The following is a 14,805-nucleotide window of genomic DNA, read 5'->3' on the forward strand; positions in this document are numbered from 1 at the left end:
CTATTTTCCCTCTCCCGGTGGGAGAGGGTTAGGGTGAGGGCAACCGGCCTTCACCTTTCCCTCAAAATCCCGCCGCACAATCTCCAGTGCCTTCAGCACCGTCTCAGCCGGGATCTCATGATTCTCCAGCAGCATAATCAAATCGACGGCCAGTTTGACCTCATCGGGGGCATTTTCCAGCGACATGTGTGGCTCCTTTTAACGGGTCAGGCGTTCAATGACGCGTTCGATCTCATCCAGCGCCTGACGGCAGCGGACAAGACGTCCATCCAGCGCGTCGATTTCGCGCATCAATAACTGCTGCTCTTCCAGCGTTTCACTGTTGTTCAGACGTGCTTCCCGCTCGCGCTTCATCTCAAACAGACGGCGTTCAAACTCCTGGTGCTCCAGCCGTTTGCGCTGCCATTTACCGAGGCCGGGCGACGCGCTATCCCACGTACGCAGGGGCCAGGCTGCGATCTCCCGGTACAAGGCGGTGATCTGACTGGTGAGATGCTCCGCAAGCCAGGCCACCTGCTCATGTTTTCCGTCATTCACGGACTGTCGCAGTTCGTCGAGGTTGGTCTGCGCCTCATCAAGATAGTCTTTCATCAGCGTACTACGCGTATGAAATAACTGCCGGTCAAAGCGCGGTTTGAGCGTCGCATGCTGCATCAACGGTGACGCCTGCGTGCGCAGGGCAACGAGCTGATTTTGCAGCGTCTCTAAAAGCAGGGCTATTTTCAAGGCGCGCTCCAGTGGTAAAGTAGCCGTTCAGTTTGATAACGATTCGCATTATGCAGCGTACTATTTTAATCATCATTGGCTGGCTGGCGGTAGTGTTAGGCACCCTGGGCGTGGTTTTGCCACTTTTGCCCACGACGCCGTTTATTCTGCTGGCAGCCTGGTGTTTTGCCCGCTCATCCCCGCGTTTTCATCACTGGCTGCTGTATCGCTCGTGGTTTGGCGGCTATCTGCGCCACTGGCAGAAACACCGGGCCATGCCGCCTGGCGCAAAGCCGCGTGCGATTGCAGTCATCCTCATCACCTTCGCCATTTCATTATGGCTGGTGAAAATGATGTGGGTGCGGATCCTGCTGCTGGTTATCCTGACCTGCCTGCTTATCTTCATGTGGCGGATCCCCGTGGTTGATGAAAAGCAACAAAAGCACTGAAGCCTTATAATGGCTGTTGCAATTATTGCGCGCAGCCAGTAAATTCGACCGTTTTCGAGCACAGGCGCGCCTGGTTAAAGGTTAAACAATTGTTACCTTTACCGCCTCTTTGCGCGCTGTGAGTAACACTGTTTCATTTAGGCACAAACCGATGACCGCAACTGCACAGCAGCTTGAATATCTGAAAAACAGCATCAAAAGCATCCAGGACTATCCAAAACCTGGCATTCTTTTCCGTGATGTCACCAGCTTGCTGGAAGACCCGAAAGCGTACGCGCTCAGCATTGAACTGCTGGTAGAGCGTTATAAAAACGCCGGGATCACCAAAGTAGTAGGTACCGAAGCCCGTGGCTTCCTGTTTGGCGCACCGGTGGCACTGGCAATGGGCGTAGGTTTTGTGCCAGTGCGTAAGCCGCGCAAACTGCCGCGTGAAACCATCGCGGAGAGCTATGAGCTGGAATACGGCACCGATCAGCTGGAAATCCACGTCGATGCCATTAAGCCTGGCGACAAAGTGCTGGTGGTGGACGATCTGCTGGCAACCGGTGGCACTATCGAAGCGACCGTGAAGCTGATTCGTCGCCTGGGTGGTGAAGTGACCGACGCGGCCTTCATCATCAATCTGTTCGATCTGGGCGGCGAACAGCGCCTGGAAAAACAGGGTATTACCAGCTACAGCCTGGTGCCTTTCCCGGGTCATTAATCCCGTTTCTCACAACCTCGCTCAATGGGTGAGGTTGTGATAGCATTCCCCTCCATTAATTCACCTTCCAGCGTTGCAGAGCCTGCCCATGAGTTATCAGGTGTTAGCCCGTAAATGGCGACCACAAACCTTTGCCGACGTTGTCGGTCAGGAACATGTGCTGACGGCCCTGGCGAACGGCTTGTCGCTAGGTCGTATCCATCACGCCTATCTCTTCTCCGGTACCCGCGGCGTCGGTAAAACCTCTATTGCCCGTTTGCTGGCAAAAGGTCTGAACTGCGAAACCGGGATCACCGCCACGCCGTGTGGCGTGTGTGACAACTGCCGTGAGATCGAACAGGGGCGCTTTGTCGATCTGATCGAGATCGACGCCGCCTCGCGCACCAAAGTTGAAGATACCCGTGACCTGCTGGATAACGTGCAGTACGCCCCGGCGCGTGGGCGCTTCAAGGTCTATCTGATCGATGAAGTGCACATGCTGTCACGTCACAGCTTCAACGCCCTGCTGAAAACGCTGGAAGAGCCGCCTGCGCATGTGAAATTCCTGCTGGCGACCACCGATCCGCAAAAGCTGCCGGTGACGATTCTGTCGCGCTGTTTGCAGTTCCATCTGAAGGCGCTGGACGTTGAACAGATCCGTACTCAGCTGGAACACATTCTCGACGAAGAGAACATTGTCCACGAGCCGCGCGCCCTGCAACTGCTGGCCCGTGCAGCGGACGGCAGCCTGCGCGATGCGCTCAGCCTGACGGATCAAGCCATTGCCAGCGGTGACGGTAAACTGTCGACGGAGGCGGTCAGCACCATGCTCGGCACGCTGGACGACGACCAGGCGCTCTCCCTGATTGAAGCCATGATCGCCGCGAACGGTGAGCGCGTCATGTCGCTGGTGAATGCCGCTGCAGCCCGTGGCGTCGAGTGGGAAGCCTTGCTGGTCGAGATGCTTAGCCTGCTGCACCGTGTAGCGATGCTTCAGCTCTCTCCGTCAGCGATGGGGGCGGATATGGCGGCCATTGAACAGCGGATGCGTGAGCTTGCCCGTACCGTGCCGCCTGCTGACGTACAGCTTTACTACCAGACCTTGCTGATTGGCCGTAAAGAGCTGCCGTTTGCGCCGGATCCTAGAATGGGCGTTGAAATGACGCTGCTGCGTGCGCTGGCGTTCCACCCGCGTATGCCGCTGCCAGAGCCTGAAGTGCCCCGGCAGTCATTCGCCCCGACCGCCCCGACGGCAGTGATGTCGCCGCAGCAGGTGCCAGCACAGCCGGCAGCGCCGCCGCAAAATGTACCGCTGTCGGATGCCACCAGTTCGGTGCTTGCCGCCCGCAGCCAGTTGCAGCGAGCGCAGGGAGCAACCAAACCAAAAAAGAGTGAACCGGCAGCGCCAGGAAGAGCGCGGCCGGTTAACAACGCCGCGCTTGAACGACTGGCCTCGGTAACGGAGCGCGTACAGGCGCGCCCGGCACCGTCCGCGCTCGAGCAAAAAGCCCCGGTGAAAGAAGAGGCTTACCGCTGGAAGTCGACGACCATCGTCGAAGAGGTGAAGAAAGAGGTCGCCACGCCAAAAGCGCTGAAGAAAGCGCTGGAGCATGAAAAAACACCGGAGCTTTCCGCGAAGCTCGCGGAAGAGTCTATCGCGCGTGACGCCTGGGCCGCTGAGGTCAGTAAACTGCAACTGCCTAAGCTGGTCGAGCAGGTTGCGCTGAATGCCTGGAAAGAGCAGGACGGTAATCAGGTGCGTCTGCATCTGCGTCCTGGTCAACGGCATCTGAACTCCCCCGGCGCACAAAAAGCGCTGGCGGAGGCGCTGGCCACATTGCAGGGTGCACCGGTTGAATTGACTATCATTGAAGATGATAATCCGGCGGTGCGAACGCCACTGGAGTGGCGCCAGGCCATTTATGAAGAGAAACTCGCGCAGGCGCGTGAGTCGATTATTGCGGATAACAACATCCAGACCCTGCGCCGGTTCTTCGACGCCGATCTGGATGAAGAGAGTATTCGCCCCATTTGATCGTGAGTCTGACTTACGGTTGTCATCGTTAAACGTGAAAGAGAGAGAAGCCTATGTTTGGTGGAAAAGGCGGTCTGGGTGGCCTGATGAAGCAGGCTCAGCAGATGCAGGAAAAAATGCAGAAGATGCAGGAAGAGATCGCTCAGCTGGAAGTCACGGGTGAATCCGGTGCCGGTCTGGTCAAGGTGACCATCAACGGTGCGCATAACTGCCGCCGCGTTGAAATCGATCCAAGCCTGCTCGAAGACGACAAAGAGATGCTGGAAGATCTGGTTGCAGCCGCGTTCAACGATGCCGCTCGCCGTATCGACGAAACCCAGAAAGAGAAAATGGCCTCTGTATCCAGCGGTATGCAACTGCCGCCGGGCTTCAAGATGCCGTTCTGATGCAAACCAGTCCGCTGCTCACGCAGTTAATGGAAGCGTTGCGCTGCCTGCCGGGCGTAGGCCCGAAGTCGGCGCAGCGTATGGCGTTTACGCTATTGCAGCGCGACCGCAGCGGCGGGATGCGCCTGGCGCAGGCTCTGACCCGCGCCATGTCAGAGATTGGTCACTGTGCGGATTGCCGTACTTTTACCGAGCAGGACGTCTGTAATATTTGCTCGAATCCGCGTCGTCAGGAGAACGGTCAGATTTGCGTGGTGGAGAGTCCGGCGGACATCTATGCCATCGAACAAACCGGGCAGTTTTCTGGCCGCTATTTCGTGCTGATGGGGCATCTCTCCCCGCTGGACGGTATTGGCCCGGATGATATCGGTCTTGATCGCCTTGAACAGCGTCTGGAGTCCGAGACCATCAAAGAGGTGATCCTCGCCACCAACCCCACGGTGGAAGGGGAGGCAACCGCCAACTACATCGCCGAGCTGTGCGCGCAGTACGGTGTTGACGCCAGCCGTATCGCTCACGGCGTGCCGGTTGGCGGCGAGCTGGAGATGGTTGACGGCACCACGCTGTCGCACTCTCTGGCCGGACGTCACAAGATTATTTTCTGACCAAACGGAGGCGGCATTCGCAGCCTCCGCTTGAAAATTTCCCTGCTTATCCCCATCTCTCCCTCAACGTTTTACAACCCCATTAAATGGCATTGTTGAGGTCGACTTAGATGAAAGGACAAGAAACCCGTGGTTTCCAGTCAGAAGTAAAACAGCTTCTGCACCTGATGATCCATTCCCTGTATTCCAACAAAGAAATCTTCCTGCGTGAGCTGATTTCCAACGCCTCCGATGCGGCGGACAAGCTGCGCTTCCGCGCGCTGTCTAACCCGGATCTGTATGAAGGCGACGGCGAGCTGCGCGTGCGCGTCTCTTTCAATAAAGAGAACCGTACCCTGACCATCGCCGATAACGGCATCGGTATGAACCGCGACGAGGTGATCGACCACCTCGGGACTATCGCCAAATCCGGGACCAAAGCGTTCCTGGAATCAATGGGCTCTGACCAGGCGAAAGACAGCCAGCTGATCGGCCAGTTCGGCGTGGGCTTCTATTCGGCGTTTATCGTGGCGGACAAAGTGACCGTGCGTACACGTGCGGCGGGCGACAGCGCGGAAAACGGGGTGTTCTGGGAATCTAAAGGTGAAGGTGAATACACCGTTGATGACATCACCAAAGCGGATCGCGGCACCGAAATCACCCTGCACCTGCGTGAAGGCGAAGACGATTTCCTGAACGACTGGCGCGTGCGCTCCATCATCAGCAAATATTCCGACCACATTGCCCTGCCGGTTGAGATTGAAAAACAGGAAGAGAAAGACGGTGAAACCGTGGTCTCCTGGGAGAAAATCAACAAGGCGCAGGCACTGTGGACGCGCAATAAGGCTGAAATCAAGGACGACGAATACAACGAGTTCTACAAACACATCGCCCACGACTTTACCGATCCGCTGACCTGGAGTCATAACCGTGTGGAAGGTAAGCAGGAGTACACCAGCCTGCTGTATATCCCGTCGCAGGCGCCGTGGGATATGTGGAACCGCGATCACAAGCACGGTCTGAAGCTTTACGTTCAGCGTGTCTTCATCATGGATGACGCCGAGCAGTTCATGCCGAACTACCTGCGCTTTGTCCGTGGCCTGATAGATTCCAACGATCTGCCGCTGAACGTCTCCCGTGAAATTCTGCAGGACAGCACCGTGACCCGCAACCTGCGTAACGCGCTGACCAAACGTACGCTGCAGATGCTGGAAAAACTGGCGAAAGACGACGCGGAAAAATACCAGACCTTCTGGAAGCAGTTTGGCCTGGTACTGAAAGAAGGCCCGGCGGAAGACACCGCGAACGTAGAAGCGATCGCCAAACTGCTGCGCTTTGCCTCTACGCACACTGACTCCTCCGCGCAGACCGTGTCGCTGGAAGAGTACGTTTCCCGCATGAAAGAAGGGCAGGAGAAGATCTACTACATCACCGCCGACAGCTACGCCGCGGCGAAGAGCAGCCCGCACCTGGAGCTGCTGCGTAAGAAAGGCATCGAAGTGCTGCTGCTTTCTGACCGCATTGACGAGTGGATGATGAACTACCTGACCGAGTTCGACGGTAAGCCATTCCAGTCTGTTGCCAAAGCCGATGAATCCATCGACAAGCTGGCGGATGAAGTGGATGAAAGCGCGAAAGAAGCCGAGAAGGCGCTGGAGCCGTTCGTTGAGCGCGTGAAAACTCTGCTGGGCGACCGTGTGAAAGAGGTGCGCTTCACCCACCGTCTGACCGATACGCCGGCGATTGTGACTACCGATGCGGACGAAATGGGTACCCAGATGGCGAAACTGTTCGCCGCGGCAGGTCAGGCGATGCCAGAAGTGAAATATATCTTCGAGCTCAACCCGGATCACCCGCTGGTGAAACGCGCGGCGGATACCCAGGACGAAACCCGCTTTGCTGAGTGGGTTGAACTGCTGCTGGATCAGTCTCTGCTGGCCGAGCGCGGCACGCTGGAAGATCCTAACCTCTTCATTAAACGTGTGAATGCGCTGCTGCTGGCGTAATTGACCACGCCTCCCCTGGTCTTCTCCCTCTCCCCGTGGGTGTACGGTCCGGGGACATGGTAGACAGGTGTTCGGGGACATGGTGAACACTTTTTAACATCCTTTACCCATGGTGATCGACTTTTTCTTCAGGTCGATCACCCCCACTTTTGTGCTGTACCACCACACCTCGTAGCGGCCGTCTTCCTGCATCTCCTTCAGCCCGACCCGTTCTCCCCTGAACGCCTTGCCCGCGCTCAGACTTACCCCTTTCACGCTCAGCTTTCCGCTGATATCCACTTTCCTGACCATCACACCCTCGTCGTATTCCGGGGGCGTTATGTTACCGCTGTACTGCCGTGCAGACGGCTTATACCGCGAGCCCGGTACCGCCATGTCCAGCGCCTCATGCGGGCGTTCAAGGTTATAGACCGTCCGCCAGTGGTCGAAGGCGCGCTGCAGTTCGCCCTCGTTCGCGAACCACTTACCCTGCAGCACCTCCGTCTTCAGGCTGCGGTGAAAACGCTCCAGCTTGCCCTGCGTCTGCGGATGATACGGCCGGGAGTGTCCCACCCGGATACCGTGGCGCATCAGCCACAGCTCCAGCGCCGTCCAGGTGCCGGTGGTGTCTCCCCACGGGGCGCCGTTATCCATCGTCATCTGGTCCGGCAGGCCGTAACGCTCAAACACGCTGACCAGCCGCTGCTGCACGGTCTCACGCCGTTCATCGGTACAGTGCGCCAGGCACAGGGAAAAACGGGAGTGGTCATCCAGCAGGGTGAGCGGATGGCAGCGGCCACCGCCAAAGGGAAAGTGGCCCTTAAAATCCATCTGCCAGAGCCGGTTCGGCGCGTCATGTTCGAACCGCCCCGTGGCGGGAATGCCCGGAGAAGTACCGGGCAGCAGGCCGTGACGGGCCATCAGGTTATGAACGGTGCTGAAGGCGGGCATACGGTGCCCCCGGTCTTCCAGCCAGCGCTTTATCTTGCGTGCGCCCCAGCGTTCATGGCGGTCATGGGCCATACGCAGCAGGGCGGTGATGTCGTCAGATGAGCGGTTCGGGGAATGGTGCGGTATGCGCGGGCGGTCCTGAAGGCCGGAGGCACCTTCCTCCCCCCATCGGCGAAGCCACTTGTAGCCGGTGGCAGGTGAAATGCCGAAGCGACGGCAGAGGGAACGGATGTTCGCCCCGTCCTGCGAGGCGAACAAAACAAACTCAGTACGTAATGACATGGTATCTCTCGCATCCCAGGGCATAAGCGACTCCATAAACGGGTTCTTATGCCTTAGTTGTAAGTGTCTACCATGTCCCCGAACAAGTGTTCACTATGTCCCCGGACCGTACAGTGGGAGAGGGCCGGGGTGAGGGCACCAGACCGCACTCCCCCAAATTATCTCCCCCCATTAACCGTTTCAGCCTTCCCGCCTTCCTTGAGCCGCATCCGTTCTGGTGGTATTGTTTAGCGCTTTTGAAAAATTGAATCGACTTTTGAGGGGATTTTCGCAATGCGTATTATTCTGCTTGGCGCTCCGGGCGCGGGTAAAGGAACTCAGGCTCAGTTCATCATGGAGAAATACGGTATTCCGCAAATCTCCACCGGTGATATGCTGCGCGCCGCTGTAAAATCTGGCTCTGAGCTGGGTAAACAAGCGAAAGACATCATGGACGCTGGCAAACTGGTGACCGACGAGCTGGTTATCGCTCTGGTCAAAGAGCGCATTGCTCAGGAAGACTGCCGTAACGGTTTCCTGCTGGACGGCTTCCCACGCACCATTCCTCAGGCTGACGCCATGAAAGAAGCGGGCATCAACGTAGACTACGTGCTGGAGTTCGACGTACCAGACGAGCTGATCGTTGATCGTATCGTTGGTCGCCGTGTGCACGCCGCTTCTGGCCGCGTTTACCACATTAAATTCAACCCACCTAAGGTTGAAGGTAAAGACGACGTAACCGGCGAAGAGCTGACCACCCGTAAAGACGACCAGGAAGAGACCGTGCGTAAGCGCCTGGTGGAATACCATCAGATGACTGCGCCGCTGATCGGCTACTACACCAAAGAAGCGCAGGCGGGTAACACCAAATACGCGAAAGTTGACGGCACCAAAGCCGTGGCTGACGTTCGTGCAGAGCTGGAAAAAATCCTCGGCTAATCGCACTGCTCTCACCCGGGTCCCCGGGTGAGAATATTTCTCATCTTACCTATTACAGCAATGGGTTCCGTTTAAACGCATTTCCGCTACAATTGACAACCATTCAAATGGTTAAGAGGCGTGAATGAGTCAGGCGAAAACCGGCATCCTGCTTGCCAATCTGGGCACCCCAGAAGCACCTACGCCAGAAGCGGTAAAACGCTATCTGCGACAATTTTTAAGCGACACGCGCGTTGTGGATACTCCAAGACTGCTGTGGTGGCCATTACTGCGTGGCGTGATTCTGCCCATTCGTTCACCGCGCGTCGCCAAACTCTATCAGTCTGTCTGGATGGAAGAGGGCTCGCCGCTGATGGTCTACAGCCGTCGCCAGGAGAAAGCGCTGGCTGCCCGCCTGCCGGATATGCCTGTCGCACTCGGCATGAGCTATGGCAAACCGTCTCTGGAAAGTGCGGTCGACGCGCTGCTGGCGCAGGGGGTTGAGCACATTGTGGTGCTGGCACTCTACCCGCAGTACTCCTGCTCGACAGTCGCTGCGGTGTGGGACGAACTGGCCCGCATTCTGGCGACCCGCCGCCGCATTCCGGGCGTGACCTTTATACGCGACTACGCCGATAACGAACTCTATATCAAAGCGCTTGCCAGCAGTGCCCGCGCGTCGTTTGAAAAACACGGCGAGCCGGATCTGCTGCTGTTGTCCTATCACGGCATTCCGCAGCGTTTCGCTAACGAAGGGGATGATTATCCGCAGCGCTGTCGCGATACCACGCGTGAACTGGTGTCCGCGCTCGGCCTGCCGCCGGAGAAGGTGATGATGACTTTCCAGTCGCGCTTTGGTCGCGAGCCGTGGTTGACACCGTATACGGATGAAACCCTCAAAATGCTCGGCGAGAAAGGCGTGAAGCATATTCAGGTAATGTCCCCGGGCTTTTCGGCCGATTGCCTGGAAACGCTGGAGGAGATCGCGGTGCAAAACCGGGAGTTTTTCCTTGAGGCTGGTGGTGAGAAGTACGAGTATATTCCGGCACTTAACGACGCTCCGGAACATATCGACATGATGGTCTCGCTGGTGACCAACAGCCGCTGATCGCACTCAGGGCCGGGTTTGTGCTACCATTCCCGGCCCATATTCTATGCACAGTTCAGACCATGAAATTTCCCGGTAAACGCAAATCCAAACACTACTTCCCTGTTGATGCCCGCGATCCGCTCCTGCAGCAAATCCAGCCTGAAAATGAAACCAGCGCCGCATGGGTCGTCGGTATCGATCAGACGCTGGTGGACATTGAAGCGAAAGTGGATGATGCGTTTGTCGCCCGTTACGGTCTGAGCGCCGGCCACTCGCTGGTAATTGAAGACGACGTTGCGGAGGCGCTCTATCAGGAGCTGGTGCGTGACAACCTGATCACCCATCAGTTTGCCGGTGGCACTATCGGCAATACCATGCACAACTACTCCGTTTTGGCAGACGACCGCTCAGTGCTGCTCGGCGTGATGTGCAGCAACATCGAAATTGGTGGCTACGCCTACCGTTACCTGTGCAATACCTCCAGCCGTACCGATCTTAACTATCTGCAGGGTGTCGACGGCCCCATTGGCCGCTGCTTTACGCTGATCGGTGAATCCGGCGAGCGTACCTTTGCCATCAGCCCTGGCCACATGAACAAGCTGCGTGCCGAGAGTATTCCCGAAGAGGTGATTGCGGGCGCGTCGGCGCTGGTGCTCACCTCCTACCTGGTGCGCTGCAAGCCGGGCGAGCCGATGCCGGAAGCCACCATGAAGGCGATTGAGTACGCTAAAAAGTACGATGTGCCGGTGGTCCTGACGCTGGGAACGAAATTTGTGATTGCCGACAACCCGGAGTGGTGGCAGGCCTTCCTGAAAGAGCATGTCTCGATTCTGGCGATGAACGAAGAAGAAGCTGAGGCTCTCACCGGCGAGAGCGATCCGCTGCTGGCCTCCGATAAAGCGCTGGACTGGGTGGATCTGGTGCTCTGCACCGCCGGACCGGTAGGGCTGTATATGGCAGGCTTCACGGAAGAAGAGAGCAAACGCAAAACCCAGCATCCGCTGCTGCCTGGCGCCATCGCCGAGTTCAACCAGTATGAGTTCAGCCGTGGCATGCGTTATAAAGACTGTGTTAATCCGCTGCGGATCTACTCGCACATCGCCCCGTACATGGGCGGCCCGGAGAAGATCATGAACACCAACGGCGCGGGCGACGGCGCGCTGGCGGCACTGCTGCATGACATCACCGCCAATGCCTACCACAAAACCAACGTGCCGAATTCCAGCAAACATAAGTTCAGCTGGCTCACCTATTCGTCGCTGGCGCAGGTATGTAAATACGCGAACCGCGTCAGTTATCAGGTGCTGAACCAGCACTCCCCGCGCTTAACGCGTGGCCTGCCGGAAAGGGAAGACAGCCTCGAAGAGGCGTACTGGGACAGGTAAAAGAAAACCCCTCACCCTAACCCTCTCCCCACAGGGGAGAGGGAACTCAAACACCCTCGCCCCTGTGGGGAGAGGGCTGGGGTGAGGGGACCAGGCCGCACAAGCTAGCCCGTCACCTCTTCTTCAACCGGCGGCTTCGCCAGCAGCGCCAGCATCGTATTCGCAATTTCGCGCTCACCCATCACCACCTGATTCGCACCCCGTTCGGTGATGTAATCCACCTCGTCGTCGTAATGGGCGCGGGCAATGATCTCAATCGTTGGGCATTTCTCACGTGCAGTGGCCACAATCTCACCCGCTTCGTAGCCGTTTGGAATGGTCAGCAGCAGCCAGCGGGCGCAGTCCAGATGCGCCAGGTTCATAATTTCTTCGTTTGCCGCATTGCCCAGCACTGCGCGAATACCGCGCTCGCGCAGCTCATCGACGCGGGTACGCGAGGTTTCAATCACCACCAGCGGGATCCCCTGCGCCATCAGCTTCTCGCCGAGCAGGCTTCCCACGCGGCCAAAGCCGACCAGCAGGGCGTGGTTGCAAATATCCACCGGGATCTGCTTCTCTTCTTCAATGGCCTCTTCGAGCGTCTGCTCTTCAAGGGTTTCTGTTTTATCGAGATATTTTTCCAGCAGTGCGAACAGCACGGGGTTCAGCATAATCGAGAGGATCGCTCCCGCCAGCACCAGGTTCTGCCCGGCCTGCGGCAGCAGGTTCAGCGCCATCCCCAGACCTGCCAGAATAAAGGCGAACTCACCAATCTGTGCCAGGCTTGCGGCGATGGTAAGAGCGGTACGCGGCGAGTGGCCGAACATTCGCACCAGGAAAAAGGCGGCGACCGACTTACCAAAGATGATAATCGCCAGCGTCCCCAGTACGGCCAACGGCTGCTGAACCAGAATCATCGGATCAAACAGCATCCCGACGGAGACAAAGAACAGCACCGCGAAGGCATCACGCAGGGGGAGGGTGTCGTGCGCCGCTCGGTGGCTCAGTTCGGATTCGTTCAGCACCATCCCGGCGAAGAACGCGCCAAGGGCAAAGGAGACGTCAAAGAGCTCCACCGCACCAAAGGCAATCCCCAGCGCCAGCGCAAGGACGGAAAGGGTGAACAGTTCACGCGAGCCGGTGGCTGCGCTGCGCGACATGATCCACGGCACCAGACGGCGGCCTACCAGCATCATGATGGCGATAAACGCCACCACTTTCCCGATGGTGATGCTCATATCCAGCGCCAGCGAGGCAAAGCCGAGGGTGTCTTTTTCCATCATTCCGGCGACGGCAGGCAGCAGGACCAGCGTCAGCACCATCACCAGATCTTCAACAATCAGCCATCCAATTGCGATTTGTCCGCGCTGGCTATCTATCAGCTGCCTCTCTTCAAGCGCGCGCAGCAGCACCACGGTACTGGCGGTTGAGAGACACAGCCCAAATACGATGCCGGTCATTAACGACCAGCCCAGTACGGCTGAAAGCGCCATGCCCAGCAGCGTCGCCACCCCTATCTGGGCGATCGCTCCCGGTATGGCGATAGACTTTACCGCCATCAGATCCTTCAGGGAAAAATGCAGCCCCACGCCAAACATCAGCAGAATCACGCCCAGTTCCGCCAGTTCAGGTGCCAGTTTGGTATCCGCAACGAAGCCAGGCGTAAACGGTCCCGCCAGTACCCCGGCTAACAGATAGCCCACAAGAGGGGAAATACGCAGTTTATTGGCAATCATGCCGAGAATAAAAGCGAGCACAAGTCCACCAACAATGGTGGTGATAAGCGGTGTGGCGTGGTGCATTCCGTCTCCTTTCGTTGTGGGTGTTCCATTTTGGTGAAAACCAAAAACCGAGTAATAGTTTATGACAATTTTTACCTTTGTGTTTATGAATAATTGTTGAAGTTTGAATAAAACGGCAATATGCCTCAGAAAAGGCAGGTTTTGATAAATTCAGAGAAGGGATGAACAGGAAAGCCTTATGCCATGAGGGCATCAGGCTGCCAAAGTTTCACTTTGGCAGCCATGAAATTACGCTTTATGACGATTATCAGGCAGGAATATGGTCAACATCCCCAGAAGTGGCAGGAAAGCGCAGATTTTATAAACCAGGAAGATACTGGTGTGGTCGGCAACCATACCTAACACGGCTGCACCAAGGCCGCCCATGCCAAAGGCGAAACCAAAGAAGAGCCCGGAAACCATACCAATACGCCCCGGTAACAACTCCTGCGCATACACCAGGATAGCCGAGAACGCCGAAGCCAGAATAAAACCAATAATCACCGTTAAAATGCCCGTCCATTCAAGGCTGGCGTAAGGTAAAATAAGGGTAAAAGGGGCAACACCAAGGATAGAGCCCCAAATAACATATTTACGGCCGATTTTATCCCCGACTGGCCCGCCAATCACCGTCCCTGCTGCGACGGCAAACAGGAAAGCAAACAGATGGAACTGCGCGTTTTGTACCGATAATCCGAATTTTTGCATCAGGTAAAAGGTGTAATAGCTGCTGATGCTCGCCATATAGAAATATTTCGAGAAAATCAGCACCAGCAGCACGGACACGGCCAGGATCACCTTATTGCGTGGAAGGGGATTGATAACCTTCACTTTTGGTTTGCCTTTGTTTACGCGGTGCTGTGCGGCATACCAGCGGCTGATCTGGGCGAGCACAACGATCGCCAGCAGGGCGGCCAGCACAAACCAGGCGACGTTACCCTTGCCGTAGGGGGCGATGATCACTGCCGCCAGCAGCGGGCCGAGGGAACTGCCAAAATTACCGCCCACCTGGAAGAGTGATTGCGCCAGCCCGTGGCGCCCGCCGGAGGCCATACGTGCCACGCGGGAGGACTCCGGATGGAAGACCGACGAGCCGGTCCCCACCAGCGCGGCGGCAAGCAGCACCGCTTCAAAACTGCCCGCCATAGCCAGCAGCACCAGCCCGCTCAGGGTGAAGCACATGCCAATCGGCAGCGACCACGGCATCGGATATTTATCCGTCCAGTAACCGACGATCGGTTGCAGTAGCGAAGAGGCCAGCTGGAAGGTCAGGGTGATCATCCCGATCTGCACGAAGGTTAATGAAAACTCGGATTGCAGCAGCGGGTAAATCGCCAGGATCAGCGACTGGATCATGTCGTTGAGCAGATGGGAGAGGCTAATAGCGCCTAAGACTTTAAATGAGGTGCGCGAGGGTGGCGGCGACGCCGGCGCGCCCGAAACGGGCTGGGTTGATTCACTGATTGCCATAAATACCACGTCGTTAGTGATGAAAAATGCAGGGGGTAATTATTATCCAACTAACATACCTGCCAGCGACATTTGAAGAAAGTCGCAATTATGAAAACTTATTTGTCTATTCTTGTTACTCACTGTAATTTTTGCGTTTGTCTA

Annotated in this window: 14 protein-coding genes and 1 other annotated feature; of the genes, 9 read left to right on the forward strand and 5 right to left on the reverse strand. The window is 56.9% G+C overall.

The annotated features are described in order from the left end of the window. Together rsmS and priC are read right to left on the reverse strand one after the other, a co-directional pair. Positions 1–186 (reverse strand): pleiotropic regulatory protein RsmS, encoded by a 186-nt coding sequence (rsmS, locus tag ACQG2G_RS05095; RefSeq protein WP_029882635.1) that lies wholly within the window; start codon positions 184–186, stop codon positions 1–3. Between the two features lie 12 nt (positions 187–198). After that, positions 199–726, reverse strand: a complete 528-nt coding sequence (priC, locus tag ACQG2G_RS05100; RefSeq protein WP_094085044.1) for a primosomal replication protein N'' — start codon at positions 724–726, stop codon at positions 199–201. 50 nt (positions 727–776) lie between these two features. Here priC and ACQG2G_RS05105 point away from each other — a divergent pair, with 50 nt between their 5' ends. The 6 genes from ACQG2G_RS05105 to htpG all read left to right on the forward strand — a co-directional run bounded on the left by ACQG2G_RS05105 (position 777) and on the right by htpG (position 6,847). Further along, positions 777–1,154 (forward strand): DUF454 family protein, encoded by a 378-nt coding sequence (locus ACQG2G_RS05105; RefSeq protein WP_013095896.1) that lies wholly within the window; start codon positions 777–779, stop codon positions 1,152–1,154. Positions 1,155–1,305: 151 nt separating this feature from the next. Further along, positions 1,306–1,857 (forward strand): adenine phosphoribosyltransferase, encoded by a 552-nt coding sequence (gene apt / locus ACQG2G_RS05110; RefSeq protein ID WP_000127359.1) that lies wholly within the window; start codon positions 1,306–1,308, stop codon positions 1,855–1,857. Between the two features lie 88 nt (positions 1,858–1,945). Continuing rightward, entirely contained in the window at positions 1,946–3,871 is a 1,926-nt protein-coding gene (gene dnaX, locus ACQG2G_RS05115) for a DNA polymerase III subunit gamma/tau (protein WP_061771750.1), read from the forward strand. Beyond that, positions 3,201–3,265, forward strand: a sequence feature (DnaX frameshifting element). Its footprint overlaps the gene before it by 65 nt. 53 nt (positions 3,872–3,924) lie before the next feature. Continuing rightward, on the forward strand, positions 3,925–4,257 hold the full coding sequence (locus ACQG2G_RS05120; RefSeq protein ID WP_003858972.1) for a YbaB/EbfC family nucleoid-associated protein: 333 nt from the start codon (positions 3,925–3,927) through the stop codon (positions 4,255–4,257). Further along, positions 4,257–4,862: a recombination mediator RecR gene (gene recR / locus ACQG2G_RS05125; RefSeq protein ID WP_013095898.1), complete on the forward strand. Its 606-nt coding sequence runs from the start codon at positions 4,257–4,259 to the stop codon at positions 4,860–4,862. The genes ACQG2G_RS05120 and recR overlap by 1 nt, the downstream gene beginning before the upstream one ends. A gap of 110 nt (positions 4,863–4,972) precedes the next feature. Then, positions 4,973–6,847 (forward strand): molecular chaperone HtpG, encoded by a 1,875-nt coding sequence (gene htpG, locus ACQG2G_RS05130; protein ID WP_023620089.1) that lies wholly within the window; start codon positions 4,973–4,975, stop codon positions 6,845–6,847. Positions 6,848–6,940: 93 nt separating this feature from the next. Here htpG and ACQG2G_RS05135 read toward each other — a convergent pair whose 3' ends face one another. After that, positions 6,941–8,083 carry an IS481 family transposase gene (locus tag ACQG2G_RS05135; RefSeq protein ID WP_426722954.1) on the reverse strand — a complete coding sequence of 381 codons (1,143 nt, stop codon included), beginning with the start codon at positions 8,081–8,083 and terminating at the stop codon, positions 6,941–6,943. 249 nt (positions 8,084–8,332) lie between these two features. Between ACQG2G_RS05135 and adk the strand changes: the two genes are divergently transcribed. The 3 genes from adk to ACQG2G_RS05150 all read left to right on the forward strand — a co-directional run bounded on the left by adk (position 8,333) and on the right by ACQG2G_RS05150 (position 11,431). Continuing rightward, positions 8,333–8,977, forward strand: a complete 645-nt coding sequence (gene adk, locus ACQG2G_RS05140) for an adenylate kinase (protein WP_006809841.1) — start codon at positions 8,333–8,335, stop codon at positions 8,975–8,977. 124 nt (positions 8,978–9,101) lie between these two features. Continuing rightward, the gene (gene hemH, locus ACQG2G_RS05145; protein WP_013095900.1) at positions 9,102–10,064 is read left to right on the forward strand and encodes a ferrochelatase; all 963 of its coding nucleotides are present in this window, start codon (positions 9,102–9,104) and stop codon (positions 10,062–10,064) included. Between the two features lie 62 nt (positions 10,065–10,126). Then, positions 10,127–11,431 carry an inosine/guanosine kinase gene (locus ACQG2G_RS05150; protein WP_020685011.1) on the forward strand — a complete coding sequence of 435 codons (1,305 nt, stop codon included), beginning with the start codon at positions 10,127–10,129 and terminating at the stop codon, positions 11,429–11,431. Between the two features lie 104 nt (positions 11,432–11,535). On the opposite strand, the gene ybaL is transcribed toward ACQG2G_RS05150, so the two are convergent. Together ybaL and ACQG2G_RS05160 are read right to left on the reverse strand one after the other, a co-directional pair. Further along, the gene (ybaL, locus tag ACQG2G_RS05155) at positions 11,536–13,212 is read right to left on the reverse strand and encodes a YbaL family putative K(+) efflux transporter (RefSeq protein WP_040021505.1); all 1,677 of its coding nucleotides are present in this window, start codon (positions 13,210–13,212) and stop codon (positions 11,536–11,538) included. Positions 13,213–13,440: 228 nt separating this feature from the next. Continuing rightward, positions 13,441–14,661, reverse strand: a complete 1,221-nt coding sequence (locus ACQG2G_RS05160; protein ID WP_013095903.1) for an MFS transporter — start codon at positions 14,659–14,661, stop codon at positions 13,441–13,443. Positions 14,662–14,805: the final 144 nt, after the last annotated feature.

The organism is Enterobacter cloacae complex sp. 382A5, from assembly GCF_050031095.1.
In the GTDB taxonomy this organism is placed as follows: Bacteria; Pseudomonadota; Gammaproteobacteria; order Enterobacterales; family Enterobacteriaceae; genus Enterobacter; species Enterobacter cloacae.